The sequence below is a fragment of the Brevibacterium sp. MGP-B1 genome, assembly GCF_057766545.1.
Genome location: NZ_CM173407.1, coordinates 721,270 through 738,528 on the forward strand (window position 1 = coordinate 721,270; position 17,259 = coordinate 738,528).

15 protein-coding genes are annotated in these 17,259 nt (G+C 65.0%); 10 read left to right on the forward strand and 5 right to left on the reverse strand.

Annotated features, from left to right (window positions below; genetic code table 11):
* Nucleotides 1-4: 4 nt before the first annotated feature.
* Nucleotides 5-661 (forward strand): TetR/AcrR family transcriptional regulator, encoded by a 657-nt coding sequence (locus AC3CD9_RS03310; RefSeq protein ID WP_488366278.1) that lies wholly within the window; start codon nucleotides 5-7, stop codon nucleotides 659-661.
* A 109-nt stretch (nucleotides 662-770) separates the two neighbouring features.
* Here AC3CD9_RS03310 and AC3CD9_RS03315 read toward each other — a convergent pair whose 3' ends face one another.
* The 3 genes from AC3CD9_RS03315 to AC3CD9_RS03325 all read right to left on the reverse strand — a co-directional run bounded on the left by AC3CD9_RS03315 (nucleotide 771) and on the right by AC3CD9_RS03325 (nucleotide 3,199).
* Nucleotides 771-1,484, reverse strand: a complete 714-nt coding sequence (locus AC3CD9_RS03315) for a DsbA family oxidoreductase (protein ID WP_488366279.1) — start codon at nucleotides 1,482-1,484, stop codon at nucleotides 771-773.
* 46 nt (nucleotides 1,485-1,530) lie between these two features.
* Nucleotides 1,531-2,607, reverse strand: coding sequence for an Rv2578c family radical SAM protein (locus AC3CD9_RS03320; protein WP_488366280.1), 1,077 nt, complete (start codon nucleotides 2,605-2,607; stop codon nucleotides 1,531-1,533).
* A gap of 61 nt (nucleotides 2,608-2,668) precedes the next feature.
* Nucleotides 2,669-3,199, reverse strand: coding sequence for a flavin reductase family protein (locus AC3CD9_RS03325; RefSeq protein WP_172168807.1), 531 nt, complete (start codon nucleotides 3,197-3,199; stop codon nucleotides 2,669-2,671).
* Nucleotides 3,200-3,511: 312 nt separating this feature from the next.
* Between AC3CD9_RS03325 and AC3CD9_RS03330 the strand changes: the two genes are divergently transcribed.
* From AC3CD9_RS03330 to AC3CD9_RS03355, 6 genes are all read left to right on the forward strand, one after another.
* Nucleotides 3,512-4,843 (forward strand): MFS transporter, encoded by a 1,332-nt coding sequence (locus AC3CD9_RS03330; protein ID WP_488366281.1) that lies wholly within the window; start codon nucleotides 3,512-3,514, stop codon nucleotides 4,841-4,843.
* Nucleotides 4,844-4,901: 58 nt separating this feature from the next.
* Entirely contained in the window at nucleotides 4,902-6,281 is a 1,380-nt protein-coding gene (locus tag AC3CD9_RS03335; protein WP_488366283.1) for an LLM class flavin-dependent oxidoreductase, read from the forward strand.
* An 89-nt stretch (nucleotides 6,282-6,370) separates the two neighbouring features.
* The gene (locus AC3CD9_RS03340) at nucleotides 6,371-7,654 is read left to right on the forward strand and encodes an MFS transporter (protein WP_488366284.1); all 1,284 of its coding nucleotides are present in this window, start codon (nucleotides 6,371-6,373) and stop codon (nucleotides 7,652-7,654) included.
* Nucleotides 7,655-7,767: 113 nt separating this feature from the next.
* Nucleotides 7,768-9,258 carry an MFS transporter gene (locus AC3CD9_RS03345; RefSeq protein ID WP_488366285.1) on the forward strand — a complete coding sequence of 497 codons (1,491 nt, stop codon included), beginning with the start codon at nucleotides 7,768-7,770 and terminating at the stop codon, nucleotides 9,256-9,258.
* Between the two features lie 332 nt (nucleotides 9,259-9,590).
* Nucleotides 9,591-11,108, forward strand: coding sequence for an NCS1 family nucleobase:cation symporter-1 (locus tag AC3CD9_RS03350; protein WP_488366286.1), 1,518 nt, complete (start codon nucleotides 9,591-9,593; stop codon nucleotides 11,106-11,108).
* 13 nt (nucleotides 11,109-11,121) lie between these two features.
* Entirely contained in the window at nucleotides 11,122-11,865 is a 744-nt protein-coding gene (locus tag AC3CD9_RS03355; RefSeq protein ID WP_488366287.1) for an aspartate/glutamate racemase family protein, read from the forward strand.
* Here AC3CD9_RS03355 and AC3CD9_RS03360 read toward each other — a convergent pair.
* Together AC3CD9_RS03360 and AC3CD9_RS03365 are read right to left on the reverse strand one after the other, a co-directional pair.
* Nucleotides 11,838-12,530, reverse strand: a complete 693-nt coding sequence (locus AC3CD9_RS03360) for a GntR family transcriptional regulator (RefSeq protein ID WP_488366288.1) — start codon at nucleotides 12,528-12,530, stop codon at nucleotides 11,838-11,840. The two genes, AC3CD9_RS03355 and AC3CD9_RS03360, sit on opposite strands and share 28 nt — an antisense overlap.
* Before the next feature lie 13 nt (nucleotides 12,531-12,543).
* Nucleotides 12,544-14,217 carry a DUF885 domain-containing protein gene (locus AC3CD9_RS03365; RefSeq protein WP_488366289.1) on the reverse strand — a complete coding sequence of 558 codons (1,674 nt, stop codon included), beginning with the start codon at nucleotides 14,215-14,217 and terminating at the stop codon, nucleotides 12,544-12,546.
* A gap of 118 nt (nucleotides 14,218-14,335) precedes the next feature.
* Between AC3CD9_RS03365 and AC3CD9_RS03370 the strand changes: the two genes are divergently transcribed.
* The 3 genes from AC3CD9_RS03370 to AC3CD9_RS03380 all read left to right on the forward strand — a co-directional run bounded on the left by AC3CD9_RS03370 (nucleotide 14,336) and on the right by AC3CD9_RS03380 (nucleotide 17,216).
* Nucleotides 14,336-15,532, forward strand: a complete 1,197-nt coding sequence (locus tag AC3CD9_RS03370; RefSeq protein WP_488366290.1) for an MFS transporter — start codon at nucleotides 14,336-14,338, stop codon at nucleotides 15,530-15,532.
* Nucleotides 15,533-15,656: 124 nt separating this feature from the next.
* A complete protein-coding gene (locus tag AC3CD9_RS03375) occupies nucleotides 15,657-16,460 on the forward strand; it encodes a nitrilase-related carbon-nitrogen hydrolase (RefSeq protein WP_488366291.1) in 804 nt (267 codons plus the stop codon).
* A gap of 60 nt (nucleotides 16,461-16,520) precedes the next feature.
* A complete protein-coding gene (locus tag AC3CD9_RS03380) occupies nucleotides 16,521-17,216 on the forward strand; it encodes a TetR/AcrR family transcriptional regulator (protein ID WP_488366292.1) in 696 nt (231 codons plus the stop codon).
* Nucleotides 17,217-17,259 lie beyond the last annotated feature (43 nt).

A 17,259-nucleotide genomic window follows, 5' to 3' on the forward strand; every position in this document is an offset into this window, starting at 1 on the left:
GGGAATGACCATCCAGAGTGACCGGGCGCGGGATGCCCTGCTCGACGCCGCCGAAGAGCTGTTCGCGCGCAATGGGATCGATGCGGTATCGAACAGGCGCATCGTCGAACACGCGGGGGCCGCGAATCACTCGGCGATCGCTTACCATTTCGGCGGCCGCGAGGGGCTGCTGCGCGCACTCGTCGAGCGCCACCATGACGAAATGGCTCGGCGCAGGCGTGAGCTGACGGAGCAGTTGGGCGAGACACCGAACATCCACGAGCTCGTCACGACTCGTCTGCGCCCTCTCATCGAGCTGCTCGACAGTCTTCCGAAGCCGAGCTGGCGGGCGCAGTTCATGTCTCAGATCTCGGCTGTCCCGTCCGCCGTCGAGGTGGCCAAAGAGGTGATTGGGGACGCGGACCTGCCCGACGACCTGCGATTCATCAACGGAGCGGTCGACGGGATCCCCGAAGGGGTTCTGCGCGGTCGCGCCTACCTGCTGGGGACCATGGTCGTCGGCGTCTGCGCCGACCAGGAGGCGAAGATGAATGAAGACGCCAACAAGGGCAGCTGGGAGCAGGTCGGCCGCTTCCTCATCGATGCGGCGGCGGGAATGCTCGGTGCACCGGTGACCGACCCGGACGGTGCCGTGCGCTACCCGAGCGTTCCCCTGCTCTGATCAGCAGACAGCCCCGCCCGGACCCCTTGTTATTGCTACCTGACGGCGGCCCAGCAACCTCGCGCGAGGTTGCTGGGCCGCCGTCAGGTAGCAATAGGGGGTGTTTTGGTCAGTTGCAGCCGTCGGGGCCGCAGGCGGCGAAGTCCTTGCCCGCAGACTGCGGAGTGCCGGCGAGCACCGTGAGCTTCTGTCCCTCGTCCCAGGCCGTCTCGAGTGCCTGAGAGAAGACCTCCGCCGGTTGGGCTCCGGAGATGCCGTACTTGCGGTCGATGACGAAGAACGGGACTCCATCGGCGCCGAGCGAGCGGGCCTCGCTGATGTCGGCCTGCACCTCGTCCGAGAATTCATCGGTTGCGAGGATCCGGCGGACCTCGTCGGGGTCGAGGCCGATCTCACTTCCCACCTCGGCGAGGTAGTCGACGTCACCGATGTCGCGCCCCTTCTCGAAGTGGCCCGAGAGCAGCATCTCCTTGGCCTCGGACATCAGTCCGTGGGTCTTGGCGAAGTGGAGGAAGCGGTGGGCGGTGAAGCTGTTGGCCACGACGATCGAGTCGAAGTCGTAGTTCAGGCCGACTCCGGCGGCCTGCTGTGTGACATGGTCGAACATCTGCCGCACCTGAGCGTCGGGCATGCCCTTCATCTGACTGAGGTATTCGGTCTCGGTGCCGTCGAAGTGATCGGGCAGGCTCGGATCAAGCTGGAAACTGCGCCATTGGACGTCGACGTCGTCCCTGTGGGCGAAGCCCTCGAGGGCATCCTCGAAGCGACGTTTTCCGATATAGCACCAGGGGCAGGCGATGTCCGACCAGATCTCAATCTTCATATCACTGCCAACCGTGCCCATCTCATGGTTATTCCGCAGGTCCGGCTCAGAACAGAGCCTGCTGGGATGGGGCGGCGAGCTGCTGCGTCGGAGCCGCTGCCGCGCCCGCCTTCTGCAGGGTTCGGCTCGAGTCCCGGCGGCCGCGCATCCGCGAAGTCGCAGGGTAGTCGTCATCGCTGCGTCCGCGCAGGTCATAGCGGTCGATGAGGGGGTTGATGCGCTCACTGAGCCACCGACGATACTCCTTCGAGGCATAGGATGAGCCGGCATACATCCTGCGATAGCGGGGGAGCAGCTCGGGGTGGTTGCGTTCGAGCCATTCGAAGAACCATTCGCGGGCGCCGGGACGCAGGTGCAGCGCCCCGTAGACGACTCGTGCGGCTCCGGCGTCTTTGATTGCCCGAAGGGCGGATTCGAGGTGGTCGCGGGAGTCGGTGAGCTTCGGCATGATCGGCATCATGAACACGGTGACATCGAACCCGAGTTCTGCGGCCGCGCGCACGGTGGCCAGCCTGGCCTTCGTCGTCGGCGTGCCGGGTTCGAGGCTCTGTTGCAGAGCGTCGTCGTGAACGGCGATCGACATGCTGATCTCAACAGGAGCGTCTTCGGCGACGCGGGCCAGCAGAGGCAGATCCCGTCGCAGCAGTGTGCCCTTGGTCAGAATCGACATCGGAGTCGACTGCTCGGCCAGTGCGCTGATGATCCCCGGCATGAGGGAGTAGCGGCCTTCGGCGCGCTGATAGGGGTCGGTGTTCGTGCCGAGCGCGACATGGTCTCCCACCCAACTCGGGCGTGCCAGTTCGGCGGCGAGGACATCGGCGATATTGATCTTGACGACGACCTGGCGATCGAAGTCCGTCCCGGAATCGAGATCGAGGTATCGGTGAGTGTTCCTGGCGAAGCAGTACACGCAGGCGTGTGAGCAGCCGCGGTAGGGGTTGACGGTCCAGGAGAAGGGCATCGAGCTGGACTGGGGAACCTTGTTCAGCGCCGACTTCGCCAGCACCTCGTGGAAGGTGATTCCTGAGAATTCCGGCGTCTGCACCGACCGGACCAGTCCCTTCGTCCCGAAGAGGACAGGTGTGGCGGGGTCGGTGCTGCCGCTCGCTTCGTTCCACCGCATGACATCATTCGAACACGAGTTCGAATGCGAGTCAAGGGTGGGACATTGCATTCAGACGGGGTCAGGAAACGCGCAGTCCCTTGAACTCGCTGCGGTGGAAGACCAGGGCCTCGGGTCCGTCGTCATTGCGAGTGCCGAGGATCTCGAGCAGGGCCACGGTGTGGTCGCCGGCCGCGACCTCATCGTAGAGCCGGGTCCAGAGGAACGCTGAGCTGCCGGGGATCGTCAGTGCGCCTCCGGCTGTGACCTCAGGGCTGACGCCGGTGAATCGTCGACTGCGATCCTTCGCCGCCAACTGCCTGGCCAGGTGCTCCTGGTCGGTGCCCAGCAGGGAGATCCCCAGCTCGGGAGCTCGACGCAGGGTGGGCCAGGTGGTCGATGTGTTCTGGACGGCGACGCTGACCAAGGGCGGGTCGAGGGAGACGCCGACGGTGAGGGTGGAGGCGACGAGACCCAGGGGCGCCGCATCGATTTCGGCGCCGATGAAGGCGACTCCCTGGGGAAAATGGGAGAAGGCCTCGCGGAGAGCCTCGGGTGTTGCGGGGGTCACCGGGGCCGGTGACTGTGCGGTGCGGTCTGCCAAGAGTGTCATTCCTTCACCTCTGCGTTCGTGTGGTCGTCGGAGTCTCAGATGCCAGCTGATGCGATGACGCTCGCTGATCCGTTGAGCAATCCAAGAGTGTGGGCTCGTCTGTCGGGGTCGTTGAGGTCGATCATTGCAAAGCGGAAGCGCCGGTGTCGTGGCCGAGGTCATATGAAGACGACTTATGACCGCATATGACGCTGAGAGTCGGGGCGTGACGGAAGCGTGCGGCCGGTGACGGGGTTCGGGCATAGATTGCTCAGCGAATCATGCGCTCGTCAGGCAGCGAGCCGCCCGAACCCCGCCGCAGAGGAGAACCCTATGACGCAGACGCCGGTCACCGCACCGAGCACCCAGGACCCGCCGCAGCGGCTCCTGTCCGGAAAGAAGCGGGTGCTGGCCTCGGCCTTCGCCGGGACGACGATCGAGTGGTACGACTTCTACCTCTACGGCACCGCCGCGGCACTGATCTTCAACGTCCAGTTCTTCCCCTCCGACAGTGAGCTCGGCAGCCGACTCGCGTCCTTCGCTACTCTCGCCGTCGGGTTCTTCGCTCGGCCCTTGGGCGGAATCGTCGCCGGCCACCTCGGCGACCGTGTCGGTCGCAAGGCTCTGCTCGTCGTCTCCCTCCTCTCCATGGGGACGGCGTCGACGCTCATCGGCCTGGTCCCGAACTTCGACGCCATCGGCTGGTGGGCTGCTGTCTCCCTCGTCGTCCTGCGCATTGTCCAGGGCCTGTCGGCAGGTGCCGAATGGGGCGGATCGGCTCTGTTGTCCGTCGAACATGCACCCGCCCGCAAACGCGGTCTCTTCGGATCCTTCACTCAGATCGGATCGGCGGCGGGAATGCTGTTGGCCACCAGCTCCTTCTTCCTCGTCCAGAACCTGATGAGTGATGAAGCGTTCGAGGCCTTCGGCTGGCGCATCCCCTTCCTCGCCTCCGCACTGCTCGTGGCACTGGGACTGTGGATCCGCCTCGGCGTCTCCGATGCACCCGAGTTCCAGGAGCTCAAGGATTCCGGAAAGGTCGCCAAAGCACCGCTGCGGGAGGTGCTGACCGCTCATCCGCGGGTCCTGCTCGTCACCATCGGACTGCGCCTGGCACAGAACAGCGTCTTCTACCTCATCACCGTCTACATGCTCAGCTACCTGGCGGAGAACCGCGGCGATTCGACCTCGGGAGTCACAGCCGTCATGATCGCCTCGGCGGTCGGTCTGGTGACCGGACCTGCTTGGGGGTGGGCCTCGGACCGCCTCGGTCGCAAGCCCGTGACCATCTTCGGACTCATCGGCATCGCCGTATTCGGTTGGTTCTTCTTCGCCTTCCTCGACGCAGGCCCACTGGGACTGCTGCCCCTGGTCGTCATCCTCGGCATGAACCTCGCCCACGATGCCGTCTACGGTCCCCAGGCAGCCTGGTTCGCCGAACAGTTCCCCATCGAAGTCCGCTACTCGGGTGTGAACATGGGCTACCAGCTGGGCACCGTCATCGGCGGCGGAATCATGCCGATGGTCGCGGCCCTGCTCTACGTCGCCGGCGGCCACTCGCCCTGGCTCATCTGCGGCTACCTCACCCTGCTGTGCGTCCTCTCACTCATCGCCGCCATCGGCGCCAAAGACCCTGCCCGAGCGCTCGCCCGCACCGCGGCCTGAACGCACCCGCCGATACGTCGGCCCGCACCCATCGCACCACCCCACAGAGGAGACTCCCATGACGAAACCGATCCTGCTCAATGCCTTCGACATGATGACCCCGGTCCATCAGTCACCCGGGCTGTGGCGCCACCCGGAGTCGAGAGTCGACGAATTCACCCAGCTGTCCTTCTGGACGGACCTGGCCAAGACCCTCGAGGACGGCGGATTCTCCTCCCTCTTCCTCGCCGACATCCTCGGCGTCTATGACGTGTACGGCGGCAACGCGGATGTCACGAACCGTGGGGGAGTGCAGTTCCCACTGCTCGACCCCCTCGTCGCCGTCCCCGCCATGGCCGCTGCCACCAAGACGCTGGGATTCGGTGTGACCGCCTCGGTGACCTATGAGAAGCCCTACCTGCTCGCCCGCACCCTGACCACCCTCGATCACTTCACGAACGGACGTGTGGCCTGGAACATCGTCACCAGCTATGTCGACTCCGCTGCCCGCAACCTCGGGCTCAAGGGCCAGATCCCGCACGATGAGCGCTACGACCGGGCCGATGAGTTCATGGAGGTCATGTACAAGCTGTTCGAGGGCTCGATCACTCCGGACGCACTCAAAGCCGATGCCGACGCCAACGTCTTCGTCGACCCGAACGAGGTCCACGACATCGGCCACGACGGCAAGTTCTTCACTGTCCCCGGTCAGGCGCTCGCCGTCCCCGGACCGCAGGGCACCCCGCTGCTCTTCCAGGCCGGCGCATCCAAACGCGGCCAGGAATTCGCGCTCGACCACGCCGAGGCGATCTTCTTCTCCGGACCGACCCCGGAGATCCTGCGCAGCTGGGTCGACAAGGTCCGTGACGGACTCGAAGAGCGCGGACGCGCCCGTGACGCGGTGAAGATCTTCGCTCTGGCCACCGTCATCGTCGACGACACGGACGAAGCCGCCGAGGCTCGCCTGGCCGACTATCGCCGCTACGTCGACACCGAATCCGCGCTGTCCCTGTTCGGCGGATGGACCGGAGTCGACCTCTCGGGAGCTGACCCCGATGACACCCTCGAATTCGTCTCGACCGAAGCCAACCAGTCCGCGCTCGCCTCCTTCACCACCATGGCCGGTGACAAACCCTGGACGATTCGGGACCTCGCGGAGTTCGTCGCCCTCGGCGGACGCGGACCGGTCATCACCGGATCGCCGGAGACCATCGTCGACGAATTCGAGCGGTGGATGACCGAAGCCGATATCGACGGATTCAACATCGCCGCGGCCGTGCGCCCGGCCGATGCCGAACGCTTCACGAAGTATGTCTCACCCGAACTGCGCCGACGCGGACTCCTGCCCGAACCGACCGCAGGTGCCACGGTGCGCGAGCAGCTCATCGGGGCCGGCCCCCGCCTGGCCGAGGACCACACGGGTGCCCGGTACCGCCTCGGCGAGGGTGCTCGCGTCTGATCATTCGGGGTCCGACGAATCGGGGAACGGCCGTGGGGCATAATGGTCTGCGGCCGTTTTCCGATCCGTGAACCGAACTGAGACCGCGAATGAGTGCATCGACTCCGCTGACCACCACTGATGATTCGGGCGATCGCGGATACCGGCGCAGAGCTCTCGTCGCCGCGGCCGTCGGCTACGGACTCGACGGCTTCGACCTCCTCATTCTCAGCTTCGCCCTGTCGGGCATCATCGCCTCATTCGGGCTCAGCGACGTCGCAGCCGGGTCCCTGTCGACGATCACTCTGCTCGGCGCCGTGGTCGGCGGAATCGTCTTCGGTGCCCTCGCTGACCGTCACGGCCGGGTACGGGTGCTCACCTGGACGGTCCTCATCTTCGCAGTGTTCACCGGACTGTCGGCGCTGGCACAGGGGTATTGGGATCTCGCGGCCTACCGGTTCATCGCCGGAATCGGAATCGGCGGTGAGTTCGGCATCGGCATGGCCCTGGCCGCCGAGGCGGTGCGTGCCGACCAGCGAGCGCGGGCCACATCATGGGTGGGAGTGGGATTCCAGCTCGGCGTATTCGCCGCAGCAGTCGTCTCGGCGCCCGTCATCGCCCTGTGGGGCTGGCGTGCACTGTTCGTCATCGGACTCGTCCCCGCTGTCTTCGCCTTCGTCATCCGTCGCGGAGTCGAGGAGCCGGAGACCTTCGTCCGGGCCCGGGAACACGGGGAGGCGGAGGCCGAAGTTGCCCGTGGGAACCTCGATACGGACGGAGTGCCGACCTCCTTCGGTGCGAAGATCGCCGCGCTGTTCAAGGATCGGGAGACGGTGAAGATCACCCTGGCCCTGACGATTCTCACCAGCGTGCAGAACTTCGGCTACTTCGGCATCATCACCTGGCTGCCGAACTACCTGTCCGAGCAGATGGATCTGGGAGTCACCAAGGGTTCGCTGTGGACGGCGGTGACGGTCATGGGAATGCTCTCCGGAATCCTGATCTTCGGCCAGGTCGCCGACCGCCTCGGTCGACGTCCCGCCTTCTGGATCTTCCAGGCCGGAGCCATCGTCACCATCCTCGCCTACAGCCAGTTCACCGATCCGAGCGCTCTGCTGGCCGGCGGATTCTTCATGGGCGCCTTCGCCAACGGAATGCTGGGAGGCCATGGGGCGCTGCTTGCCGAGCTCTATCCCACGGCGATCAGGGCGACGGCGCAGAACGTCATCTTCAACATCGGCCGTGCCATCGGGGGACTGGCCCCGGTCGTCATCGCCCTTCTCGCAGGGCATCTCGGCTTCGGCTTCGCCTTAGCGCTGCTGCCGATCATCTACCTCATCCAATTCCTCGCTATGTTCCTCATTCCGGAGCGCCGCGGCCACCGCCTCGACTGAGCTGTGAGTCCGGGTGCAGCGTTCCTGGGCGCGCTGTGCCTGTCCCGGTGTTCGTGACGAACTGTGACGGCAGGTGACAGCGCGCGGCCGCCGCGACACCATACTTGTCGACTGTGACTTCGACAGATCCCGACGCGAACGCGGCACAGACACCCTCCGCGGCCGCTCAGAACAGGCAGGCCGGAACGCAGACTCCCCGCATCGTCTCCTCGGCGGCCGATATCCATTCGATCCTCGCTGAATTCGGCTCTCAGGGGACGAAGACGACGGCGGTGATCATCCTCGCGCTCGGCGGGATCTTCATGGACGCCTACGACTTCTCCTCCCTGGCCTTCGGCATCACCGCCATTCAGGAGCAGTTCGGCCTCAACGGTTTCATGACCGGACTCGTCAACGCCTCGATCATGGTCGGAGCCGTCATCGGCGCACTCTTCGGCGGATACCTCGTCGACCGGTTCGGACGGTACCGACTCTTCATGGCCGATATGGTCTTCTTCGTCGTCGCAGCCATCGGCTGCGCGCTGGCACCGAACGAATGGGTCCTCATCGCCTTCCGCTTCGTCATGGGTATCGGCGTCGGTCTCGACCTGCCGGTGGCGATGGCCTTCCTCGCCGAATTCTCCAAGCTCAAAGGCAAGGGGAACCGCTCGCAGCGGGTCAACGCCTGGTCGCCGGCTTGGTACTTCGCCACCGGTATGGGCTACGTCATCGTGCTCATCATCTTCATCTCCCTGCCCTACGACCAGCATGCAATTCTGTGGCGCATCGTCGTCGGCTTCGGTGCCGTGCCCGCGCTCATCGTCCTCCTCGTTCGTCGCCGCTACCTTGCCGAATCACCCGAATGGCTGGCCAACCAGGGCGATCTGCGCGGCGCCGTCGAGGTGATGCGCAGCCACCACAACCTCAATGTCGAACTCGCTCCCGAGGGGGAACGTGAGGCCGCGAATGCCTCGGACGGTTCGGCCAAGGGCGGACGGTGGGCAGGGTTCGCCGAACTCTTCTCCCCGCGCTACCGGGTCCGTACGATCGTCGCTCTCTGCGTCTCCGTGTTCTCGACCTTCGGCTACAACGCCGTCGCCTACGGCACCCCGCTCATCATCACCACGCTCTTCCACCAGACTCCGCTGATCACGATCATCGCCTCACTGGTCATCAATCTGGGCTTCGGCACGCTCGGCGGACTCCTGGGCATGAGCATCGTCAACCGCTTCGGGACCCGAAGGATCACCTTGTTCGGATTCGTCATCCAAGCCCTGGCGCTGGGAACGCTGGCGATCGTGGGCATCCCGAACGGGGCTCTCGTCCTCGTTGCGGTGGCCATGCTCGCGGCGTTCGTCTTCGCTCAGGCCGGGGGACCGGGAGCGAACCTCATGAACTATGCGACCCTGTCGTATCCGACCCGTCTGCGCGGAATCGGCATCGGTTTCAACCAGTCGGTCCTGCGTGCCTTCTCGATCGTCTCACTCATCATGTTCCCGATCCTTGCGGCCTCGCTGGGCACCGGCGTGTTCTGGATCGTCGCCTGCGCACCGCTGGCGGGTGCGATTGCCGTCGGCATCGTCGCCTGGGATCCGACGGCCAAGGACGTCGAGCACGAATACTGAGACCCGCGACCGGCGGTGACTGCCCAGAGCAGTGCACTTCAGGTGCGACGAGCCGGAACGCCCATGACCAGCGGGAACGGTCACAATGAGAATGAATGGTATGCCATCGTTTGAATCGCTCGTTCGGCTGTTCCCCGGCCGCGTTCCCAGGCGCCCTGGATGCGGTCGGGAGCAGCATATATAAGGGTCAGCGAAATCGTGCGGCCTGACTCATTGCCAGTGGGGTGTGAGCTGGGTTACTCTGAATCGGTCAGATGAACGGTGTCACAGAGCTGTGTTTACTTTTTTGGTATCCCAGTTTAGGCGCTGACCGGATCCAAGGAGTGGACTGCATGAGGAAGACCGAATCGGCGGAGGTGCCAGTGCCCACACGCCTGGGGCCCAGCCCCGAACAGTTGGCAGCTCATCGCATCAGTCCGCGCTTCTACAACGCCGATCTCGCCCCGTCCCGCAAGGAGGGGCGCAGCTGGACGGCCTACAGCGTCTTCACCCTGTGGGCCAATGATGTGCACTCTCTGGGCAACTACGGCTTCGCTCTCGGACTCTTCGCACTCGGCCTCGGAGCCTGGCAGATCCTCGTCGCCCTCCTCGTCGGTGCAGCCCTGCTGTTCTTCCTGCTCACCCTCTCCGGTTTCATGGGATACAAGACGGGCGTGCCCTATCCGGTGATGAGCCGGATCTCCTTCGGCATCCACGGAGCCCAGCTGGCCGCCTCGGTGCGGGGCATCGTCGCCATCGCCTGGTTCGGCATCCAGACCTACCTGGCCTCGAGCGTCCTCAACGTCATGCTGCTGACGATGTTCCCGGGGCTGCAGTCATGGGCCGATGCCGAATTCCTCGGACTCTCCGGGCTCGGCTGGTTCTCCTTCACCCTGCTGTGGGTTATCCAAGTCATCATCGTCAGCTACGGGATGGAGATGATCCGCCGCTACGAAGCCATCGCCGGACCGATCATCCTCGTGACCTTCCTCGCCCTGGCCGTCTGGATGCTCATCCGCGTCGACTTCTCCATCGCGTGGTCGACCGACGACGCGCTCAGCGGCTGGGAGATGTGGGCGCACATCTTCGGCGGAGGCGCGCTGTGGGTGTCCATCTACGGCACCTTCGTTCTCAACTTCTCCGACTTCACGAGGGCCGCGAAGAAACGCGGCTCGATCGTCGTCGGCAACTTCTGGGGCATCCCGGTGAACATGCTCGTCTTCGGACTCGTCGTCATCTCGCTGGCCGGCGCACAGTACAAGATCGACGGTACCGTCATCACCTCACCGGCCGATATCGTCCAGTCGATCGGCAGTCCGGTCCTGCTCGTGCTGGCTTCCCTGTCGCTGCTCCTGCTCACCGTCGCAGTCAACCTCATGGCGAACTTCGTCGCTCCGACCTATGCGCTGACGAACCTGTTTCCGCGCCACCTGAACTTCCGCAGCGCCGCCATCATCTCAGCCGTCATCGGCTTCGTCATCCTGCCCTGGAACCTGTATGACTCGCCGGTGGTCATCGTCTACTTCCTCGGCGGACTCGGTGCCCTGCTCGGACCTCTGTTCGGTGTGATCATGGTCGACTACTGGGTGGTGCGCAGAACGAAGGTCAATGTGCCCCAGCTCTACACCGAAGCCGGCGACGGTGAGTACTTCTACCACCGCGGAGTCAACTGGCGAGCCATCGGAGCCTTCATCCCCGCCTCGGCGATCTCGCTGGTCTTCGCACTCGTCCCCGCGTTCTCCGGCATCTCCGAGTTCTCCTGGTTCTCCGGGGCCGCGATCGCCGCGCTCATCTACTTCGTCATCGCCCGCCGCGACTTCACCTTCCGTGAGGTCGACGGTGAGGAGATCGCCGTCCCGACCCATCACTGATCGGAGCCGAATCGTGAGAATCCTCGTCGTCAACGTCAATACGACCGAGTCCATGACCGAGGGCATCGCCCGCGTGGCACGGCAGGCCGCCTCGGCGGGAACCGAGATCATCGGTCTGACCCCCGAATTCGGAGCCGAATCCTGCGAAGGCAACGTCGAAAGCCATCTCGCGGCGCTCGGCGTCATGGACGCCGTCCTGAAGTATTCCGGCGACTTCGACGCCGTGATCCAGGCCGGGTACGGAGAGCACGGCCGCGAAGGCCTGCAGGAGCTGTTGGACGTGCCCGTCATCGACATCACCGAGGCGGGGGCCGCCCTGGCGATGTTCCTCGGCCGCCGCTATTCCGTCGTGACCACGCTCGACCGGACCGTCCCGCTCATCGAGGACCGGCTGCTGCTGGCCGGTCTCGACTCCCACTGCGTGTCCGTGCGGGCATCGGGAATGGCCGTGCTCGAGCTCGAGGAGAATCCGCAGGCCGCGGTCGAAGCGATCACCGATCAGGCCGCCGAGGCGGTCGATCGTGACCGTGCCGAGGTCATCGTGCTCGGCTGCGGTGGCATGGCCGAGCTCGGGGAAACGATCACGGAGCGCTGTGCCGTACCCGTCGTCGACGGGGTCGCGGCCGCCGTGCGCCTGGCCGAATCTCTCATCGGTCTGGGGCTGAGCACGTCGAAGGTGCGCACCTATGCGCCTGCCCGTGAGAAGAAGCTCAGCGGCTGGCCGCTCGGTCAGTCGACGTCGGCCGGATCGGCCTGAGCCTCTTCGGGCCCGGTTTCGGCCAACCGCTTCGAATGCTTGTCGTGCTGCTCCTGACTCGTTCCCAGATGACGACCGGCCAGCGACCCGGCCAGCGTCTGATCCCGGCGGGCGATGGCGTCGAAGAGCTCGGCATGCTCGGTGGCGACGACGGCAAGGTCATCATGCTGACTCAGCTGCCACCGCATCCGTGAATCCAGCAGGGCACCGATCTCGCCGAGGAGCTCATTGCCCGAGAGTTCGGTGACGATGGCATGGAATTCCGCGGCACAGCGATGGGCACCGGCGACGTCCCCGGCATCGGCGAGCTCCCGGCCCTTGAGCATCGTGGCCTCCAGCCGGGCCAGGCCCTCGCGGGTATGGCGCTGAGCGGCGAGTTCGAACGAGAGGACATCGAAGACCGTGCGCACCTCGTTGAGGTCGGCGATGTCGCTGGGGGAGAACTCCCTGACCGTCGACCAGGTGTTCGGACGGTTCGTCACCAGCCCTTCCGAGGCGAGTTTCTTCAGCGCCTCGCGGATGGGCACCCTGGAGACGCCGAGCTCGGTGGCGAGGTTGCGTTCGACGAGCCGTGAACCCGGTCGACGGTGGCCTTCGATGATCTCATTGCGCAGCGCCTCGGTGACCCGCACGGTCTCCGACTGAGGACTCTCGGCAGATTTCATCCGGTCCCTCACCTCACTGTGAGCGCTTCATGGCACGGCCCAGAGTATCGAGCCCGACCGAGCCGAGGCCCAGCGCCCGCGTGTGGAAGTCCTTGAGGTCGAAATCGGCACCCGCCGCCGCCTTCGCCTCATCACGGTACTGCTCCCACAGCCGCTGACCGATCTTGTAGCTCGGTGCCTGCCCGGGCCAGCCGAGGTAGCGATCAAGCTCGAAGGCCAGGAACGACCGGTCCATGGCCACATTGTCGGTGAGGAACTGCCAGGCCTTCTCCCGGTTCCAGATCCCGCCGCCGAGGCTCTCGGGTGCCTCGAGTCCGAGGTGGAATCCGATGTCTAGGACGACACGGGCGGCACGCAGCCGCTGCGAATCGAGCATGCCGAGATAGTCGCCGGGGTCGTCGAGGAACCCGAGATCGGCCATGAGCTTCTCCGCGTACAGAGCCCACCCTTCACCGTGGCCGGACACCCAGCACATGAGGCGGCGCCAGCGGTTGAGGGTGTCGGAGACGTAGGTGGCCTGACCGACTTGCAGATGGTGGCCGGGCACACCTTCGTGGTAGACGGTGGTCTTCTCCTGCCAGGTGGCGAAGTCCGTGACGCCTTCGGGCACCGACCACCACATGCGGCCGGGGCGGGAGAAGTCGTCGGTGGGGCCGGTGTAGTAGATGCCGCCGGTGGCCGAGGGCGCGATCATGCACTCGATCGTGCGCACGGGTTCGGGAATGTCGAAATGGGACTTGCCGAGTTCGCGGATCGCCTCATCGGCCACACCCTGCATCCAGTCCCGCAGCGCCTCGGCGCCGTGCAGGGTCCGCTGAGGGTCGTTGTTGAGAGCGTCCATGACCTCGAACAGGTCGGCGCCGGGCATGATCTTCTCTGCCACTTCGCGCTGCTCGGCATCGATGCGCTCGAGTTCCTCGAGACCCCAGGCATAGGTTTCGTCGAAGTCCACCTCGGCACCGAGGAAGTCCCGGGAATACAGTGCATAGGCTTCGCGACCGCACGCTTCGTCGTCTCCGGCGGCGGGCAGCACCTGTTCGCCGAGGAATTCGGCCAGGTCCGAGGCGGACTTGCGGGCCGCCTCGGCGTGGGTGTCGAGATCCGAACGCAGAGCGTCGGGAACATCGGCACCGGCGACGAGACGATCGAAGTTGCTGCCGGGCTCGGCCAAGGCACGGGCCTGTTCGATGACCTTCTCGACCTGGATACGGGCGGCGACGCGACCGTTTTCGCGCGCCATCGCCAGGGACTCCTGGTATCCGGCCAGCGAGCCGGGCACGGCAGCCAGAGTGGTCGAGATCGTCTCCCAGTCGGCCACGGTCTCCGTAGGCATGAGGTCGAAGGCGTCGCGGACCTGCTGCAGCGGAGATTCGATGACATTGAGGCTGGCGTGCTTGATCCCGGCAGCGAAGTAGTCCCGGTCGACGCAGAGGCGATCACGCATCGCATCGATGGTCACGAGGTCGACATCGTCGAGGTCGGAACGGTCCGCGACATCATCGAGGCGAGCCAGCGTCCGGACGGTGACGTCATTGAGCGCGGAGAGTCCGGCCGGCGAGAAGTCGTCGAAGCCCTGTGCACCGTCGAGTCCGAGGTAGAGGGCGAGAGAGGGGGAGAGGGCGAGCATGTCATCGACGTAGTCTTCAGCGACCGCATCGACGGCGGAGGGGGTTCTCTTCACAGTCATGATGACCACCCTATCGCGAGCTGGGTCACATCCGCGGTGGACCGGACCACGCAATCGTCGCGAACCCGCTAATGTGTCACTGTTCCCCGCAGGCAGCAGAAAGTGAGACCGATCTCCAGTGGCACGAGCGAAGCTGTGGACGAAGGACTTCATCGTCGGAATCGGGCTCAACCTCTCGATGTCGATGGTCTTCTACCTGCTCATGACGTCGATGGCCGGGTACGCGGTGGCGCGGTTCTCCGCCGGTGAGGCCGCAGCCGGCTTCGCCTCCTCATCGTTCGTCGTCGGTGCCGTGGTCGCTCGCGTGCTCACCGGGAAGTATCTCGACTTCATCGGCAGGCGCAAACTGCTCATCATCACCATGGCGGTCTCCGTGCTTGCCTCACTGGCCTATATCTTCGCCGGCGACCTCACTCTGCTCCTGACGCTGCGCATCGTCCACGGAATCGCCTTCGGCGCAGGGAACACGGCGATCATGACGGCCATCCAGAGCATCATCCCGGCCTCCCGCAGGGGAGAGGGCACCGGATATTTCGGCACGGCGACAACCCTGTCGACGGCGCTCGGGCCGTACCTCGGCGTCATTCTGCCCCGCGAGTTCGACTTCGTCATGCTCTTCGTCGCCTCGGCGTTCATGTCCGTCCTCGCACTCATCTGCTGTTTCCTCATCCGGCTGCCCGTGCAGGAGATCAGCGACTATCAGCGGCGCACGAAATGGCATCTCAAACTCGGCACCCTCGTCGATCGGGACGGGTTGCGGATCGGCTCGGTCATGCTCCTGGCCGGCACCGCCTACGCTGCGGCGCTGGTGTTCCTCGCCGGCTATGCGGCCGAACACGGCGTCGCCTCCGCAGCGTCCCTGTTCTTCGTCGCCTTCGCCGTGGCCTCCCTGTTCGCCCGTCTGTTCGTCGGACGGCTGCAGGACACCCTCGGCGACAATGCGGTGATCTTCCCCGTCTTCATCGCCGACATCGCCGGCAATGTTCTGCTGGCGCTGTGGCCGACGATGACGGGGATCGTCCTGGCCGGAGTGCTCATCGGTCTCGGCTTCGGCTCCCTCATGCCGTGCATGCAGGCCATCACCGTCAAATCCGTGCCGATGAGCCGCGTTCCCGTGGCCACCGCGTCCTTCTTCCTCCTCCTCGACGCAGGGTCCGGCATCGGCCCGGTCGTCCTCGGATTCCTCTACCCGTTCACCGGCGGAAACGGAATGTTCCTGGTCTGTGCCGGGCTCGTCGTGGTCGCCATCGGCGTGTACGTGTGGGTGCACGGACGTCGCCGAGGCGGTCGCCCCGGCCGCGAATACCTCACCTGACCCCTCTAATTGCTACCTGACGGGGGCCTAGCAACCTCGCGCGAGGTTGCTAGGCCCCCGTCAGGTAGCAATTGGGGAGGGGTGGGCGCGATAGGCTGGAAATAACCGACTCGAGGACTGGAGGATGAGAATGAAGTTCGCGCTCGCTCAGATCAACACCACCACCGAGGTGGCCGACAACCTTGAGAAGGTCCGTTCCTATTCCCGCCGGGCCGCCGCGGCAGGCGCACGGTTCGTCGTCTTTCCCGAAGCGACGATGTCGGCGTTCGGATCCGGTCTGCGCACCGTCGCCGAGGAGCACTTCGAATCGTGGAGGGCCGCGCTGAGCGAGCTCGCCGCCGAGACCGGAATCACCGTCGTCGTCGGCGAGTTCGCGGCCACGGACGAAAAGGTCATCAACCTGCTCGCCGTCTATTCCCCTGATGGCGGGCGTAGCGATTATGCGAAGATCCATCTCTACGACGCTTTCGGATTCAAGGAGTCCGACACCGTTGAAGCAGGGGAGGAGCCGGTGCTCTTCACCGTCGACGGCGAGGACATCGGCCTGGCCCTGTGCTACGACATCCGGTTCCCGAAGCTCTTCGCCGAACTCAGCCGGCGGGGCGCACGCCTGACCGTCGTCGCCGCCTCCTGGGGAGCGGGACCGCGCAAGGCCGAACAGTGGGAGATCCTCGCCCGCGCCCGTGCCCTGGACTCGAATATGTTCATCGCCGCACTCGGGCAAGCCGATCCCGAAGTGACCGGCGTCCCGGTTCCGGAGAAAGGGCCGACCGGGGTCGGCCACAGCCTGGTCTCCGACCCCCTCGGGAAGGTGCTGAACTCACTCGACGGTGCCGAACGACTCGAGATCGTCGAGATCGACCTCAGCGCTGCCGACACCGCAGCGGAGACGGTTCCGGTGCTCACGAACGCGAAACTCGGGTACTGAGCTCGAGACGGGCGCTCGGCGCATTTCCGGTGAAAATGCGGCGACTGCAATACTGTTCTCATGAGTTCTGGTTCAGAGGTCCAAGCATCACCGCCGGTCGAGGGACTGCGCGAACGCAAGAAGCGTGAACGCGGGCAGGCTCTGCGCCGTGCCGCCATCGACCTGGCCCTGGAGAAGGGCTATCACAATGTCACCGTCGAGGATATCTGTGAACGCTGCGGAGTCTCCCGACGGACGTTCTTCAACTACTACTCGTCGAAGGACGAAGCGCTGCTCGGTCGCGCGGACACCGTCTTCGACGAAGAGGACCAACCGGCCATCGAGGAATTCGAAGCCGGGGGACCCCACGGGCGCCTCGTCGCCGACCTCGAACACCTGCTCGCATTCATCGTCGCCACACGGATGGAGAAGCGCGACGATATGCACCAGTACCATCTCATGCTCAAAAAGGACCCGTCGCTGATACCGCTGCAGATGTCACGGATGGGCAATAACGAACGGCTCTTCCGGCAGATCATCCAACGCCGACTCGACGGGACCCCCTCGGCGCCGGTGGACGTCATGGGGGCTCACTCCGGTGACTATGCCGATGACGATATCGAGGTCTCCCCGCGAGCCGAAGCCGTCGCCGCCTTGGCGATGATGGCGCTCAAGGCGACATTCACCCGGATGCGACGAGTCGACGGAGATCCGGGACCAGTGGTCGACAGACTCTTCGACGAGCTGCGTGCGCTCTTCCGCGAAGAAGCCGACTAGAGAAACAGCAGACTGGAACAGAGGACCGTTGGTCGCCGCTGCC